This is a genomic window from Chloracidobacterium validum (assembly GCF_018304825.1).
Classification (GTDB): domain Bacteria; phylum Acidobacteriota; class Blastocatellia; order Chloracidobacteriales; family Chloracidobacteriaceae; genus Chloracidobacterium; species Chloracidobacterium validum.
Map to the genome: position 1 here is coordinate 455,499 of NZ_CP072649.1, position 16,023 is coordinate 471,521.

Genomic DNA, 16,023 nt, shown 5'->3' on the forward strand with positions numbered 1-16,023 from the left:
AGCGTTATGGCTTTCTGCCGATGAGAATGATGCGGCGTGAGGCATCGGCCGTGTACGCCGAGAGGTCATAGTCACCGAAAACAGCGTCCACGCGCAAACCGGCGGCAGTAAAAAAAGCCTGCAACGTTGGCCGTCGAAGGTCCTTGACGCGCTCGACGAAGCAAAAACGTTGTCCGGCATCTTCGAAAACGATGGTTTTGAGAATGAATCCATCCACGTACTCGCGCCGGATTTCAAACCGGATGCCGCCGACAACCTGAACACTGAAGGGCGTGAGGCGGGGCACAACCCAATGCGCGTTGAGAAAGTCAAGGACGAACCCCCCGCCTGGATCGAGGGCCTGGGCGGCAGCCGCGACGACCTGCGCATTTTCCTCATCGGTGGCGAAATAACCAAAACTGGTGAACATGTTGAATGCGGCGCGATAGCCCCCATCGGCAAACGGCTGCCGCATGTCGTGGACGTGAAACCGCAGGGTCTCGTTCGCGTAGGGTTGCGCCATGGCAATGCAGGACGGCGAGATGTCAAAAGCGTCCACGTCCAGGCGATGCTCATGGAGGCAGATGGCGTGGCGTCCACGCCCACAGCCGATGTCGAGCACACGGTCGCCCGGCCCTAGCCCAAGGTGGCGGACGAGATTGGCAATGAACAGACAGGCTTCGGTTTCATCCCGGTGGTGGTAGAGCAGGGCATAGTAAGGCGTTCCAAACCAATCCGTGTCGGTTGCCGCCTTGGCGGCCGGTGGAGGCGATGGCGTCTGCGTCATGCCGAGAAACCTAGCGACTGCCGGTGGCCGGACGCAAGTGGTCGGCGTGTAACCCCACAGTGGGCTTCTATTGTGCCAGTCGGCAATATCCACCATAATGTTGCGACTGCTCACCCCTTGTGAACCATCTGGCAATACGACTGACCTGTTGAGAGGGCTGAAACCATGCGCGGATTGGCTGGATTCGTTGGAATTGGATGCTTCCTCGCCGGCATCTACGGCCTTGGACGCAAGATTGTGCTCACCGCCGGCAACGGCAGCCTGTACTACAGCTCCTACTGGGGATCGTGGTCTGGCTGGTGGTATGGCATTGCCGCGGCCGGAACGGTTCTGCTGGCGGTTGCGGGATTGGTTGCGATTGTCTTCCTGCGCGGGCAGGCCCGCTGGATTGGTGGTGGACTCCTCGCGCTGAGTGGCGTGCTGGTCGTCTTTTCGGGACGCGCGGTGCTGCTTCCGACGACACTGTTCGAGTTTCTGGTGTCAGTCTTTCTGATGGCGATTGGCGTCAAGTTGTTCCTGAACTCGGCCCTGGCCAATCGCGGCGCGATCTACTAGGTCTCAACCCTAGAAAAGCGGCTTATGAATCCGTATTTCTGGAACGGCTTACAGCATGCCCTCGCCGGTCTGGGGTGTGCCTGGGGCTTTTTCGTTTTGACCAAGCTGGCGGCCGGCCGTCCATCGGCCGATCTGCCCGAACCCGACGGGAAGCCTGCGGGAAGTCACGTTTGGTTCTGGGGAGGCTTGGTGATGGGTTCGAGCGCGTTGTTTTTCGTCCCAGCGCATATTGGTCGTCCGGGAACCTGGGTGGATTGGCTCTGGCAGTTTACGCACTATCCGGTGCCGGACTGGGACATTCTCTGGCTGGGGATGCCCTGGCATCGGTGGTTTCTGACGCACTCGGCGCTTGTGCCATTTGTCGTCATAGGCCTGACCTTCGAGCATCGGCTGTGGCGCGCGGCCGGCTATGGGCTGGCCATTGGCATTGCCAGCCACCTGGCCTGGGATGCCATTACCCAGGGAAGTCGGACGCCCATCGTTTTTCTGCCGGATGGTCTGGCCCTGCGGGGAGAGGCGGCGCGCTTATGGTTGCTCATCAACGCTGCCATCGCCTTTGGCATTGCGGTCATTACCGCGCGCCAACATCCCATGCGGCCCGCGTAGGCGCGCCATCTCCCTCTAGGTCGTTACTTGCGTTCCTTGAACTGCTCGTAAAGCTCCGTGTGCCGACTGGTGAGCTGCGCCGGGCGGCCGTCAATGAAAGCGTATTTGACGCGCGTTCGCGGTTCGAGCAAGTCGCCATCGGCAACGACGACATTGGCCATTTTGCCGACCTCCAGTGAACCAACCCGGTCACTGACGCCGAGCACTTCGGCCGCCGAAAGCGTCACCGCCCGCAGGGCAACCTTGGGATCAAGCCCGAAAGCCGCGGCCATGCCGGCGTGGTAGGGCAAGTCACGGACATGCGCGCCGTTGTCGCCCGTCGAGATGCAGAACCTCACCCCGGCCTGATGAAGCTTGGCGGCGTTTTCATAAAGCACGTCATACGGGTCATCTTCACGATTGGGCAGGTCCAGCACCCCGGTCAGAATCACCGGGACGTTTTTGGCTTTGAGTTCGGCCGCGCAGACCCAGGCTTCGTTGCCGCCAACGATAATCGGGCGTAGTCCCATGTCCTCCGCAAAAGCCAACACTGCGCGAATATCCTGGGCGCGGTCAGCGCGGAAAAAAACCGGGGTTTCACCGCGCAGGGTCGGCAGCAGACTTTCGTACACGACATTGGTTGCCGGACGGGGAATCTTTGGGTCACTGGCTGCGGCTGCTTTGGCGCGGCCATAGTCGGCGGCTTCGCGCAAGACCTGGCGGAGTTCCTCGACCCGCCGGTTCCGCGCCGCGATCGCTTCGGCAATGTTCGCCGGTGGCGGTTGCCGGAAAGCGGCAAAGGGTCCGCCGCCGCCGACGTTCAAGCGAGGGAAATTGACGACCAGCCCAAGCGAGGGCACCACCGCCATTTCCTGCGGCGACGTGCCGTACAAGTTGATGAACGTCGCCTGGCCACAGATAACGCCACCGTCGGGCATGGTTGCGACATTCGTAATTCCGTTGTAGCGCGTCACGCGGACATGCGCGCTATGTGGATTGATGGCGACCAGCGCCCGCGCATTCGGGTTGTAATCCCCAACTTCGCCCTGATCAACGGTGGCGGCAACGGCCGGAATCTCAACCAGTCCGAGTGATGTGCCCGCGTCAATCATGCCTGGATAGACCGTGAGGCCCTTGCCATCAAGAATCTGCGCCCCGGCCGGAATCGGGGCTGAAGCCCCAATGGCGGCAATCCTGCCGTCCCGAATGACCAGGGTTCCGCGTTCGATGGTTTCACCGCTCACGGTCACCAGCCGGGCATCACGGATGGCCACCGTCGCGCGTGGCGCAATGTCGAGCTTCTGCTGCGCCTCCGCGCCCAACGTCAGAGCCAAGCTGAAGCCGGCCAGGGCCAGCCATTGAAATGAACGCCATGAGCTACCCAATCGCATTACGCCTTTACTCCTTCGTCGTTTGCATGCAGTTGTCGCTGTAGCTGTAGGCCGGCCGCCGCCGCGCCGGGATGGTTGGCGGGGCGCCGCCCCCCTGCGGCCGATTCACCTCGGCGGCTTCGAGTTCGGCCCGTTCCTTGGCCAGCGCCTCACGTCGCGCCAAGTCGGTTTGCCGGTCGAAAAACACCTCGCCATCAATCAGCGTGGTTTCAACCCGCGCATAGACGCTCAACGGATGCGCCGTCCAGATGGCCAGATCGGCGTCCTTGCCGACTTCGAGCGAACCCACCCGCCGGTCAATCCCAAGCTGGATGGCCGGGTTGATGGTAATGAGCCGTAACGCTTCGTTCTCGTTGAGATCGCCGTATTTCATCACGCGCGCCGCTTCCATGTTGAGCCGCCGCGCGCGCCCGTCGTCATCCGAGTTGAGCGAGACGATGACGCCGGCGCGTGTCATCAGCGCCGCGTCATGCGGAATCGCGTCATAGGCTTCGACTTTGTAAGACCAAAAATCGGCGAACGCCGATGCGCCCGCGCCGTGCTTGGCAATCTCACGGGCGATCTTGTAGCCCTCCAGAACGTGCTGGAGCGTCCGGACCCGAAAGCCGAACTCTTCGGCCAGGTTCATCAGCATCAGGATTTCTTCTGCCCGGTAGCAGTGGGCATGAACGTACCGCTTGCCTTCGAGGACCTCGACCAACGGCTCGAGCTGCAAGTCGCGCTTGGGTGGGACGACCTGTTCCCCGCGCGCCCTGGCGGCCGTGTAGTCGTCCCATTGTCGTTTGTAGTCACGCGCCCGGACAAACGCATCCCGAATGGTTTCTTCCACCCCCATGCGGGAGTTGGGGTAACGCTGGGTTTGTCCCGGAAAGCGGAAGTTGGAGCGTTTGGGGTTTTCACCAAGGGCAAACTTGATGCCTGGTGGGGCGTCGGGGAAAAGAAACTCCTCAATCGGGCGTCCGTACTTGATCTTGACAACTTGGTTCTGCCCGCCGATGGCGTTGGCCGAGCCATGCAGCAAGTTCAGCGCCGTCACGCCTCCGGCCAGCGCGCGGTACAAGTCCACATCGTTGGGATTGAGAACGTCGCGGATGCGGCACATTGAGGTGACCGAGAGCGAACCCTCGTTGACGGCATCCAGCATCGAGTGCGAATGGCAGTCAATGATGCCCGGCAGGACGTACTTGCCCGTCGCGTCAATGACGCGCGCGCCGTCCGGGGCGGTCAGTCCCTTGCCGATTTTGGCAATCTTGCCGTTTTCAATCAGCAAGTCGCTGTTTTCCAGCGTTCCTTTCGTGACGGTAAGCAGGGTCGCGTTCTTGATGAGCGTTGCCGGCTTGGCTTTCTGCTGGGCCTGGAGTCCTGGACCGGGTAGGAGCAGGACAACACAGAGCAGAGCGAGGCGGTGGATACGAGGCAGCATCATGTTTACCCTCACAGGCGAGAAATCAGAGCCGTGCTCCCGGCGCGCCTTTTCAACATTTTGCTCCGCGCCGGAACAGGTTTTCTTCTTCCGGAAGTAGAGGATTTTCGTAAAGATAGGCACCATTCCAGGACCATCGCTTGGGAATGACGTCGGGCGCGCGCCGGTCGCGCGGATAGGCCTGAAGCGACGAGTAATGCACCACGAACGAGCGGCGGGTAAGACGTGGATTGTTGACCCGCAGCCCGCCATGGGCCAGCGCGGCGTGCCACATAAACATATCACCTTTCCGCGGGAGAAAGACGCGTTGCTCGAGACCAAGCTCGGCGCACGTGGCTTCCAAGTAACGCTGGAAGGCATCCTCGCGCAGTGGTGATTCCGGCGTAAGAAACAAGCCATTGCCGAAGTTGAACTTCGGGATACGGTGTGAGCCGGGGAAGTACCCGAGCGGACCAGCGTCTGGGTGGACATCTTCCAGCGCAATCCACGCTGCGGCGAGGTGGCTGGGAATTTGGGCCACCACGTAGGGAAAGTCTTGGTGCGTACCCTGTTCTGAACCGTGGATGAAGGTCAGTGATTGCATCGCCACGACCTCTGCCTGAAACACATGGCGCAGGAAGGTCACGGCAACTCGGTTGAGAGCCAGTTTTTTGCCAGCGATGGAGTGGTTGTGAAAATCCATCAATCGCAGGTGATGTTCGGCATCGAGCTGATCGCGTGACAGCTCACGGACCGGCTTGATCCCAAAGCTTTCACCCAAGATGAGTGCGCCGCAGTCACGTCGGTCGTAAAGTTCTTCGATGTCAGCCAAGTATGCGTCGATGGTTGCCTGGTCAACTGCCTGTGGAAAAAGTGCATAACCCAAGTCGCGCCACGACCGCAGGGCATCCCCAACCTGGGCCTGTTCTGCCGCAGAAAGGGTGGCAAGGTAGCCTTCGACATCGGCGTCGGGCTGGTCAATCCAGGGCAGCGTCGTCGGATCGAAATCAAGCGTGGTGTGGCTCGCCACAGGTTGCCTTGTTGAAGACGCCGGTGGCGTGCTGCGATCGGGCCAGACTCGCTGATGCACAGCCGAAGGAAGAAACGACCAAACTTTCATGAGGCTGCTGGTTTTCATAGCTAGTCGTGTGGTCTTGGTTTACTGGGGGCGCGTCCCACTGATGGATGCCGTGCCCTGGGGGGAGACAACCGAACCCTCCAGGCTATTGCCGTTACCGGTGCCGCTGAGTTGAAGTTCGATGCTCCGTCCCCCGAAATCAACCTGTGCGGTGGCTTCCATGCGGTTACCGGTGACGCGCCCATTGCTCAACGTGGCGGTGCCGAGCGGCCCTAAGCTCAACGTCCCGGTTAGGCTTGTTCCTTCCTGCCGGAGGGTCATGGTTGCCGGCAGGCTCTGCGGCCCAAACGACACCACCAGATTCCACGTCCCGGTGAAGTCAAACGTCGCCGCGCCATTGCCACCGGCGGCAGTGCCGGGGGTGGAGGGCGGCGCGGTTCCCCGCTTGAAAACAAGTTCGGCTTCGGAGCGACCATCAACGACGAATGCGCCCCGCAACTCATCGCCAGTGTACTTGCCGGTGAAGGTCGCCGGCTTCGCCCCGCCTTCCCGTGGCAGGTCGGCGACGAAGCGGACCGTGGACAGGGAAGCGTCTTCATCCAGGCCCAGCCGTAGCTCGCGCAGCTCAAGGTCTTTGTCGCCACTTCGCGCCTTGCCCTTGAGTTCACCGTTGTCGCGGCTGAAGGTGAGTGTGAGGCCCTTGGTTTCCCACGTGCCGCTGATTTCGGTCGGCGTCACATTCGTTCCGCGGAGGTTCACCATCGCGCCGTCAATGAACACGAACGCGACTCTGCGCTTGGCGTCAAAAAGATCGCCCCGAACGGCAACGAGATTGGCGACTTTGCCGACGTCGAGCGTGCCAAGTCGGTCGGCAAGACCAAAGATGTCAGCCGGACGCAGGGTCAATGCCCGGATGGCCTCAGCCGCCGGAAGTCCGTTATCTACAGCTTTTTTGACATTTGAGATGGCGTCGGCCGGAGTGAGTCCGCCGGTTTGGAAGGCAAATGGAATGCCGGCGTTGTGGAGCGCCGTGGCCGTTTTGAGCGCGGCTACCCTGGCGCGCAGTAGCGACAGTGGCTCTGGGTCAGCTTCTGGCGTAAAGGACGTGGCGCGTTTTGGGAAGTTGAGCGACAGGAGCACCGTCGCTTGAGCCGCTTTCAGGCGGTCGGTGACTTTCTCGGCCTCACGCCCCCCGGCAATGATCGGTCGGAGGTTGAATTCCTGCGCGAAGTCGAGCGCGCGGATGATTTCACGTTCCGTATCGGCATGGAAAACCACCGGGAGGTCACGGCTGAGCGCCGGGAGCAGGGCTTCCAGTGAAGGATCATCGGCCGGGCGCTTCAGCCCGCGCGGATTGGCGCGGTAGGCCGCCCAGTGCGCCTGGTACTGTTGGGCGTCGAGAAAGGCCTGGCGCACCATGGAAAAGACGCCCATGAGCGAGTTTGGATAGCCACTGCCCGACACGACGCGAAAGGTGATATGGAGGGCGACCGGGGTACGGATGACCATGTCACGCGGTGAGCCTGCCCCCAGCGCAATGACGGCCGAACGCCCCATGACGATGCCATCGCGCGGAACGGTCAATGCCGTCGTGAATCCGGCCTGGCGGGCCGGCTCAAGTCCATCGCCGTTGGTCCGCACCAGCTCCGCCGCGAGTAGCTCTGGCTGAAAGCCGGTCGGGCGGATCGAGTTGGCCAGTCCGCCGACCGGCACGGTGGCCGGCGGCGTTCCGGGTGTCGCGCGGGCGATGCCGGTGGGAGCCGCGGCCGGCGGCCCAGACTGAAAGCCGACATGGCTGACCGCGTCTATCAGGCCGGGATAGACGGTGAGGCCCGTGCCATCGAGCTGGCGAACATCGGCCGGCGGTTTGACATCGGCGCCGACTGCGACGATCAGTCCATCGCGGATGACGATGGTACCGCGTTCAATCGGAGGGCCGGCAACCGGAATGAGCCGAGCATTGACAATGGCGTACGCCCTGGGCGGCGTGACGTCGCCGGGCCGTTCGGACTGGGCAACTGCTGGAGACCCCAAGGCGCTGCCCAGCAGCAAACAAAGCAGAACCGAAAATGTGGACTTGAGCATTGAACCTACGTTGCGGAAAGGGAGCGTCCCCTACGAAGTGCCTCTGAGGTCTGCGTCGAGTGACGATTGGGCCAGACCGAGGCCAGAACTATGGCGCAGCTTCAGCCGTCTGACCAGATAGGAAAACATTTCTTTACATCCAAACTCTTTACATCCAACCGACTCTTTACACCCAACCGAGGCCGGCTACGCTTTCGCGCGGCGGGCGAACTCACCAGTGGTCGTGTCCACGACGATGCGCTCGCCGACCTCGATGTAGAGCGGAACCTTGACGCTGGCCCCCGTTGAAATCCTGGCCGGCTTGGTCACCTTGCCGGCGGCCGTATCCCCGCGTGTGCCCGGCTCGGTTTCGACCACTTCAAACTCCAGGAACTGCGGAAGCTCGACGCTGACCAAGGTGCCGTCGTAAAAAAGCGCCTTCAGTTGGGCCTGTTCGGTCAAGTAGGGCGTCACCGCCGCCATGGCGGCCGCTGGTAGCGCATACTGCTCGTAGGTTTCTTGATCGAGAAAGTAGTATTCGTCGCCCGACTCATAAAGGAACTGTACTTCGCGCTGGTCAACGTCAGGCTCGTCGAATTTGTCACCCGACTTGAAGGTTTTTTCCAAAACCGCGCCGGTCAGCACATGGCGGACGCGCGTCCGCACGAGCGTCGCCGCACCCCGTGCCGATGGCGTTTGCACGGTCCAGTCGAGGATGAGGTATGGCGCGCCGTCCACGAGAATGTAAGCGCCACGTTTGAAGTCGGACGTCGAAAGCATGGTCGGTTGGTCTCCGGTTGGTTAGCTTGGGTCGTAGTCGAGTGAGCGCGCCCAGGCTTCGTGCTGGGTCAGTTCGGCCATTTGGCTTTCGAGCTTGGCACGGATGAGGTCCACCGCCCGGTTCCCCATGGCCAGGCGTAGCGGTGGATTTGGCATGTTGACTAGGTCGATCATGGCGCGCGCGGCTTTGACCGGATCGCCAGCCTGCTTGCCGTCGGCTTGCTCGAAGTAACGGCGCATGGCGCCGGCCGTGGCGGCATAGTCGGGGAGGGCCGGAGCCACGACGAGCGACCGCCCGGCAAAGTCTGTTCGGAACGGCCCCGGTTCGATGATGACCACCTTGATGCCCAATGGGGCCAGTTCCTTGGCCAGGGCCTCGGAGACGGCTTCGAGAGCAAACTTGCTGGCGCAGTACATCCCCAGCCCAGGGTTGGCAATGACGCCGGCAATCGAGGAGAGGTTCAGAATCCACCCCTGGCGTCGCTGGCGGAGGTGGGGAAGAAAGGCGCGCATCACGGATAGCGCGCCGAAAAAGTTGACTTCCATTTGGCGGCGAATCTGTTCCTCGGTGACTTCTTCGATGGCGCCGGCCGTGCCGTAACCGGCATTGTTGACGACGACATCCACCGTTCCAAGCCGTTCGAGGACGTGTGCCACCAGCGGGGCAATCGTGTGGCTTTCGGTGAGGTCGAGACGGAAGGCATGCGCCCGCCCGGGCGCGAGGGCTTCAAACGCGGCCAAGTCTTCCATCCGCCGCACTGTGCCGGCGACGGTCGCGCCTTGTTCGAGGAGGAGCTTGGAAAGCTCCAGCCCAAAACCGGTCGAAACGCCGGTAATAAACCATGTCTGGGGTGATTGACGCATAGGGATTGCTTTCTCGATTTTGGGATGTGCCAGTCAGTGGGGCATTTGCCCCCGGCGAGTATAGGCTGCCCATCACGGTCGCCGGCAACCAAACTGCGCCAGCGCCAGGAGGCTCAAGCCACCGTGCCCCGTCCAGGCCAGTGTCCTCAGCCAATTGGTGCGTATGAGGGTGTCGAGGGTCGCCGCGTCGAACCCCTGGGCCAGTTGGTCGTGGCAGGGAACGGAAACCAGGGCCGTGACCCCAAACGCCGCGAGGACGCACACTAACCCACCCCACAGCACGGGCGGCCAAATGCCGGTTGGTGGTTGGAGCGTCAGCCACGCCGCCGTCAGACCTTCGACCAGCATAGGCAGCGCCACGACCGGGAAGATGGCCGCCACATGCCGCTGGTGATAATCGGCGAAGGCAGCCGCCCCGACATAGCGCAGCAGGGGGTAGTGGACACACTGCACGAGCCAGATGACACCGGTCATGTAAAGCGCCGCGGCCGTGTTGAGACCGAGCACCCACCAAGTCAGGTTAGGCAACATGCGCGCGCTCCGGTTGATACGGATACGTGAACGGTCGAAGGGCCGCATTCGGGCGCATGGTATGTTAGTTTCATCACGCTGTTTGTTCTTTCCCTACCTTTCATCCCTTTCCCGCATGGAGGCACTATGGCAGTCAAAGTTGGCATCAACGGGTTCGGCCGCATTGGTCGCAACATTCTTCGGACGGCGCTTGGCCACGGCGATATTGAGTTTGTCGCCGTCAACGACTTAACGGATTCCAAAACCCTGGCGCATTTGCTCAAGTATGACTCCATCCTGGGCAATCTGACCAATCATACCGTTGCCGCGCCGGATGACGACACCATTGCCGTTGATGGGCATCCCATTCGGGTGTTCAAGGTTCGCAACCCGGCTGAAATCGACTGGGCTTCGACTGGCGCGCAAATCGTCGTCGAGTCAACCGGTTTGTTCACCAACAAGGACAAAGCCATCGGTCATCTGCGCGACAGCGTCAAAAAAGTCATCATTTCCGCGCCGGCCAAACAGGAAGACTTGACCATCGTCCTGGGCGTCAACGAAGCCGCCTATGATCCGGCGCAGCATCACGTTGTCTCGAATGCTTCCTGCACCACCAACTGCCTGGCACCGGTGGCCAAGGTTGTGCATGAAAGCTTTGGTATCGAAAAAGCCATCATGACAACCGTGCATAGCTACACCAATGACCAACGAATTCTCGACTTGCCGCACGACGACTTGCGGCGCGCACGCGCCGCGGCGCTTTCGATGATTCCCACTAAAACTGGCGCAGCGCAGGCCGTCGAACTCGTCATGCCAGAACTCAAAGGCAAGTTTGACGGCATCGCCGTGCGTGTGCCGACACCAAACGTCTCACTGGTGGATGTCACGTTTCAGGTCGAGAAGGCGACCGACAAAGCCGGTGTCAACGCTGCCCTGCGGGAAGCGGCCGAAGGCAAACTCAAAGGGATTCTGGGTTACTCCGAAGAGCCGTTGGTTTCGATTGATTATCGCGGTGATGACCGGTCGTCCATTGCGGATGGTTCGTTTACGCGGGTCATTGGCGGCCATTTGATCAAAGTGCTCGCTTGGTACGACAACGAGTGGGGATATAGCTGCCGCGTGCGCGACTTGATCAAGTTCATGGTCGAGAAAGGCATCTAGCCGCGGGTATTGCCGGTTCTATTGCCGGCCGAGGCAGTTCGGTGTGGGGTATGGGCGTCGCCTTGGCGGTGACGCCCACTTCACATGGAATGCAGGGAAAGTGGACGATGCGGTATTTCAATACGGCTGGGCCGTGTCGCCCGGACATTCACTACATGCTGTCGCCGGTGGAGCGGCTGCCGGGGCTGCGGCGGCTGATTGATCAGCAGGCATACTTTGTGGTGCATGCGCCGCGCCAAGTTGGGAAGACGACCCTGATGCTGACGCTGGCGCAGCAGTTGACGGCGGAAGGGCGTTACACGGCAGTGCTGTTGTCGCTAGAAGCCGGAGCGCCGTTTCACCACGATCCGCACTTGGCGCAGCAGGAAATCATCCGGTCCTGGCGGATTGGGCTGGCGGCCCAGCTTCCATCAGAACGCCATCCGGCGTGGGCGGAGACAATGGAGATTCCAACGCTTTCCATATCGGAGGCGCTGGCCCAGTGGGCGCAAACGGCGCCAACGCCGGTGGTGGTGTTTTTGGACGAGATAGACGCGCTTGAGGACACGACGCTCATCAGCGTGCTGCGGCAGTTGCGGGCCGGGTATCCGAGTCGGCCGCAGGCGTTTCCGTGGTCGCTGGCGTTGATTGGGATGCGGGACGTGCGGGATTACAAGGTAGCGGCGGGCGGCAGTGACCGACTGCACACCGCCAGCCCCTTCAACATCAAGATGCGCTCCCTGACCCTGGGGAACTTCACCCAGGACGAAGTCGCCCAGCTCTATCGCCAGCACACGACCGAGACCGGACAGGTGTTTACCGACGAGGCGGTGGCTTACGCCTACGACCTGACCGCCGGGCAGCCCTGGCTGGTCAACGCCCTGGCCAAGGTGTGCGTCGAGGAACTGGTCGAGGACACGGGCCAGACCATCACCCGTGACGACATCGAGGCGGCGAAGTGGGTGCTGATCGAGCGGCAGGACACGCATTTGGACAGCCTGGCGGAGCGGTTGCGGGAGCCGCGCGTCCGCAACCTCATCGCGCCGATGCTGGCGGGTGATTTGCCGGGCGACCTGCCGGACGATGACCGGCGGTACGTGCTGGACTTGGGGCTGGTGCGCCGCAACCCAGACACCGGCGTGTTGGAAGTTGCCAACCCGGTGTACCGGGAAGTGCTGCCGCGGGTGCTGTCGGGCGGGGTACAGGATGCGCTGCCACGTCTTGAGCCGGTATGGCTGGATGGCGAAGGGCGGCTGGTGCCGGAGAAGTTGCTGGAGGCGTTTTTAGGGTTTTGGCGGCAGCACGGGGAGCCGTTGCTGCGCGGGGTAGCGTATCACGAGATTGCGCCGCACATCGTGCTGATGGCGTACTTGCAGCGGGTGGAGAACGGCGGGGGGCGGGTGACGCGGGAGTACGCGATTGGGTCTGGGCGGATGGATGTGTGTTTGCGGTACGGTGGGGTGACGGTGGGGATTGAGCTGAAGGTGTGGCGGGAGGGGGCGGGCGACCCGGAGGCGGAAGGGCTGGAGCAGTTGGAGAGGTACCTAGCGGGGCTTGCGGCTGGGGCGGTGGGGTGGCTGGTGATCTTTGACCGGCGGGCTGGGCAGCCGCCGGTGGCGGAGCGGACGCGGGCGTACCGGGCGGTGACGCCGGGCGGGCGAACGGTGACGGTGGTGCGGGCGTAGGAGAAGCGATTGGGCAAGGTGGGAGGCAGGCCAATGCGGTACTTCAACACGGCCGGGCCGTGCAATGCTCAAGACCACTACATGCTGGCGCCGGTGGAGCGGCTGCCGGGGCTGCGGCGGCTGATTGACCAGAAGGCGTACTTCGTGGTGCATGCGCCACGCCAGGTTGGGAAGACGACCCTAATGCTGACGCTGGCACAGCAGTTGACAGCGGAAGGGCGTTACACGGCAGCGCTGTTGTCACTGGAAGCCGGTGCAGCATTTGACAGTGACATTGGCGCAGCGGAGAACGCGATACTTGATGTTTGGCGGTCGGCGCTCGCCGTCTGGTTGCCGGAAAGTCAACAGCCTCCCCCGTGGCCGGAGGCATCGCCAGGGAGTCGCCTTCATGCGGCGTTTGTGACTTGGGCGCGGCAAGCACAGACAGCTCTGGTGCTGTTTCTGGACGAGGTGGATGCGCTGCGTGACAACGTGTTGTTGAGCACGCTACGGCAGTTACGTGATGGTTATAGCTTACGTCCGGCGGGGTTTCCGTGGTCGCTGGCGTTGATTGGGATGCGGGACGTGCGGGATTACAAGGTAGCGGCGGGCGGCAGCGACCGACTGCACACCGCCAGCCCCTTCAACATCAAGATGCGCTCCCTGACCCTGGGGAACTTCACCCAGGACGAAGTCGCCCAGCTCTATCGCCAGCACACGACCGAGACCGGACAGGTGTTTACCGACGAGGCGGTGGCTTACGCCTACGACCTGACCGCCGGGCAGCCCTGGCTGGTCAACGCCCTGGCCAAGGTGTGCGTCGAGGAACTGGTCGAGGACACGGGCCAGACCATCACCCGTGACGACATCGAGGCGGCGAAGTGGGTGCTGATCGAGCGGCAGGACACGCATTTGGACAGCCTGGCGGAGCGGTTGCGTGAGCCGCGCGTCCGCAACCTCATCGCGCCGATGCTGGCGGGTGATTTGCCGGGCGACCTGCCGGACGATGACCGGCGGTACGTGCTGGACTTGGGGCTGGTGCGCCGCAACCCAGACACCGGCGTGTTGGAAGTCGCCAACCCGGTGTACCGGGAGGTGCTGCCGCGGGTGCTGTCGGGCGGGGTACAGGATGCGCTGCCACGCCTTGAGCCGGTATGGCTGGATGGCGAAGGGCGGCTGGTGCCGGAGAAGTTGCTGGAGGCATTTTTAGGGTTTTGGCGGCAGCACGGGGAGCCGTTGCTGCGCGGGGTAGCGTATCACGAGATTGCGCCGCACATCGTGCTGATGGCGTACTTGCAGCGGGTGGAGAACGGCGGGGGGCGGGTGACGCGGGAGTACGCGATTGGGTCTGGGCGGATGGATGTGTGTTTGCGGTACGGTGGGGTGACGGTGGGGATTGAGTTGAAGGTGTGGCGGGAGGGGGCGGGCGACCCGGAGGCGGAAGGGCTGGAGCAGTTGGAGAGGTACCTGGCGGGGCTTGCGGCTGGGGCGGTGGGGTGGCTGGTGATCTTTGACCGGCGGGCTGGGCAGCCGCCGGTGGCGGAGCGGACGCGGGCGTACCGGGCGGTGACGCCGGGCGGGCGAACGGTGACGGTGGTGCGGGCGTAGGAGAAGCGGCTGCGGCTGGGTTGGTAGACACGCGACTGGGTAAGGTGAGAGGCAAGCCAATGCGGTACTTCAACACGGCCGGGCCGTGCAATCCTCAAGACCACTACATGCTGTCGCCGGTGGAGCGGCTGCCGGGGCTGCGGCGGCTGATTGATCAAAAGGCGTACTTCGTGGTGCACGCGCCACGCCAGGTTGGGAAGACGACCCTGATGCTGACGCTGGCGCAGCAGTTGACGGCGGAAGGGCGTTACACGGCAGTGCTGTTGTCGCTAGAAGCCGGAGCGCCGTTTCACCACGATCCGCACTTGGCGCAGCAGGAAATCATCCGGTCCTGGCGGATTGGGCTGGCGGCCCAGCTTCCATCAGAACGCCATCCGGCGTGGGCGGAGACAATGGAGATTCCAACGCTTTCCATATCGGAGGCGCTGGCCCAGTGGGCGCAAACGGCGCCAACGCCGGTGGTGGTGTTTTTGGATGAGATAGACGCGCTTGAGGACACGACGCTCATCAGTGTGCTGCGGCAGTTGCGGGCCGGGTATCCGAGTCGGCCGCAGGCGTTTCCGTGGTCGCTGGCGTTGATTGGGATGCGGGACGTGCGGGATTACAAGGTAGCGGCGGGCGGCAGCGACCGACTGCGCACCGCCAGCCCCTTCAACATCAAAATGGATGCTCTGACACTAGGTAACTTCACCGCCGACGAGGTGGCGCAACTGTACCGCCAGCACACGACCGAGACCGGACAGGTCTTCACCGATGAGGCGGTGGCTTACGCCTACGACCTGACCTACGGTCAACCCTGGCTGGTCAATGCGTTGGCGCGGCAGGCAACGGAGTTCATTCAACCTGACCTGACGCAGCCGATTACCCGTGACCACATTGAAGCAGCGAAGTGGCGACTCATTGAGCGGCAGGACACGCATCTGGACAGCCTGGCGGAGCGGTTGCAGGAGCCGCGCGTCCGCAACCTCATTGCGCCGATGCTGGCGGGTGATTTGCCGGGCGACCTGCCGGACGATGACCGGCGGTACGTGCTGGACTTGGGGCTGGTGCGCCGCAACCCAGACACCGGCGTGTTGGAAGTCGCCAACCCGGTGTACCGGGAGGTGCTGCCGCGGGTGCTGTCGGGCGGGGTACAGGATGCGCTGCCACGCCTTGAGCCGGTATGGCTGGATGGCGAAGGGCGGCTGGTGCCGGAGAAGTTGCTGGAGGCATTTTTAGGGTTTTGGCGGCAGCACGGGGAGCCGTTGCTGCGCGGGGTGGCGTATCACGAGATTGCGCCGCACATCGTGCTGATGGCGTACTTGCAGCGGGTGGAGAACGGCGGGGGGCGGGTGACGCGGGAGTACGCGATTGGGTCTGGGCGGATGGATGTGTGTTTGCGGTACGGTGGGGTGACGGTGGGGATTGAGTTGAAGGTGTGGCGGGAGGGGGCGGGCGACCCGGAGGCAGAGGGGCTGGAGCAGTTGGAGAGGTACCTGGCGGGGCTTGCGGCTGGGGCGGTGGGGTGGCTGGTGATCTTTGACCGGCGGGCTGGGCAGCCGCCGGTGGCGGAGCGGACGCGGGCGTACCGGGCGGTGACGCCGGGCGGGCGAACGGTGACGGTCGTGCGGGCCTAG

General features: G+C 62.7%; 14 protein-coding genes. 6 read left to right on the forward strand and 8 right to left on the reverse strand.

Features of this window, described 5'->3' with window-relative positions; genetic code table 11:
• Nucleotides 1-4 precede the first annotated feature (4 nt).
• The gene (locus J8C06_RS13065; RefSeq protein ID WP_211430584.1) at nt 5-766 is read right to left on the reverse strand and encodes an SAM-dependent methyltransferase; all 762 of its coding nucleotides are present in this window, start codon (nt 764-766) and stop codon (nt 5-7) included.
• 165 nt (nt 767-931) lie between these two features.
• On the opposite strand from J8C06_RS13065, the gene J8C06_RS13070 reads away from it, so the two are divergent.
• Both J8C06_RS13070 and J8C06_RS13075 read left to right on the forward strand, forming a co-directional pair.
• Nucleotides 932-1,321 (forward strand): hypothetical protein, encoded by a 390-nt coding sequence (locus J8C06_RS13070; protein ID WP_211430585.1) that lies wholly within the window; start codon nt 932-934, stop codon nt 1,319-1,321.
• 24 nt (nt 1,322-1,345) lie between these two features.
• A complete protein-coding gene (locus J8C06_RS13075; protein WP_211430586.1) occupies nt 1,346-1,927 on the forward strand; it encodes a DUF5942 domain-containing protein in 582 nt (193 codons plus the stop codon).
• Nucleotides 1,928-1,950: 23 nt separating this feature from the next.
• On the opposite strand, the gene J8C06_RS13080 is transcribed toward J8C06_RS13075, so the two are convergent.
• The 7 genes from J8C06_RS13080 to J8C06_RS13110 form a co-directional block, all read right to left on the reverse strand.
• On the reverse strand, nt 1,951-3,297 hold the full coding sequence (locus J8C06_RS13080; RefSeq protein WP_211430587.1) for an amidohydrolase family protein: 1,347 nt from the start codon (nt 3,295-3,297) through the stop codon (nt 1,951-1,953).
• A 7-nt stretch (nt 3,298-3,304) separates the two neighbouring features.
• Nucleotides 3,305-4,723, reverse strand: coding sequence for an amidohydrolase (locus J8C06_RS13085; RefSeq protein ID WP_246602180.1), 1,419 nt, complete (start codon nt 4,721-4,723; stop codon nt 3,305-3,307).
• Between the two features lie 49 nt (nt 4,724-4,772).
• Complete coding sequence (locus tag J8C06_RS13090; protein ID WP_211430588.1) at nt 4,773-5,729, reverse strand: phytanoyl-CoA dioxygenase family protein; 957 nt, start codon at nt 5,727-5,729, stop codon at nt 4,773-4,775.
• Nucleotides 5,730-5,858: 129 nt separating this feature from the next.
• A complete protein-coding gene (locus J8C06_RS13095; protein ID WP_211430589.1) occupies nt 5,859-7,862 on the reverse strand; it encodes an amidohydrolase family protein in 2,004 nt (667 codons plus the stop codon).
• 186 nt (nt 7,863-8,048) lie between these two features.
• Nucleotides 8,049-8,621 (reverse strand): elongation factor P, encoded by a 573-nt coding sequence (gene efp / locus J8C06_RS13100; protein ID WP_211430590.1) that lies wholly within the window; start codon nt 8,619-8,621, stop codon nt 8,049-8,051.
• 21 nt (nt 8,622-8,642) lie between these two features.
• Nucleotides 8,643-9,485, reverse strand: coding sequence for an oxidoreductase (locus tag J8C06_RS13105; RefSeq protein WP_211430591.1), 843 nt, complete (start codon nt 9,483-9,485; stop codon nt 8,643-8,645).
• Between the two features lie 72 nt (nt 9,486-9,557).
• Nucleotides 9,558-10,016 (reverse strand): hypothetical protein, encoded by a 459-nt coding sequence (locus tag J8C06_RS13110; RefSeq protein ID WP_211430592.1) that lies wholly within the window; start codon nt 10,014-10,016, stop codon nt 9,558-9,560.
• Between the two features lie 126 nt (nt 10,017-10,142).
• Between J8C06_RS13110 and gap the strand changes: the two genes are divergently transcribed.
• The 4 genes from gap to J8C06_RS13130 all read left to right on the forward strand — a co-directional run bounded on the left by gap (nt 10,143) and on the right by J8C06_RS13130 (nt 16,023).
• Complete coding sequence (gap, locus tag J8C06_RS13115) at nt 10,143-11,156, forward strand: type I glyceraldehyde-3-phosphate dehydrogenase (RefSeq protein ID WP_211430593.1); 1,014 nt, start codon at nt 10,143-10,145, stop codon at nt 11,154-11,156.
• 107 nt (nt 11,157-11,263) lie between these two features.
• Nucleotides 11,264-12,820 carry an ATP-binding protein gene (locus J8C06_RS13120; protein WP_211430594.1) on the forward strand — a complete coding sequence of 519 codons (1,557 nt, stop codon included), beginning with the start codon at nt 11,264-11,266 and terminating at the stop codon, nt 12,818-12,820.
• Between the two features lie 33 nt (nt 12,821-12,853).
• Nucleotides 12,854-14,407, forward strand: a complete 1,554-nt coding sequence (locus tag J8C06_RS13125; RefSeq protein WP_211430595.1) for an ATP-binding protein — start codon at nt 12,854-12,856, stop codon at nt 14,405-14,407.
• 59 nt (nt 14,408-14,466) lie between these two features.
• Nucleotides 14,467-16,023 carry an ATP-binding protein gene (locus tag J8C06_RS13130; RefSeq protein WP_211430596.1) on the forward strand — a complete coding sequence of 519 codons (1,557 nt, stop codon included), beginning with the start codon at nt 14,467-14,469 and terminating at the stop codon, nt 16,021-16,023.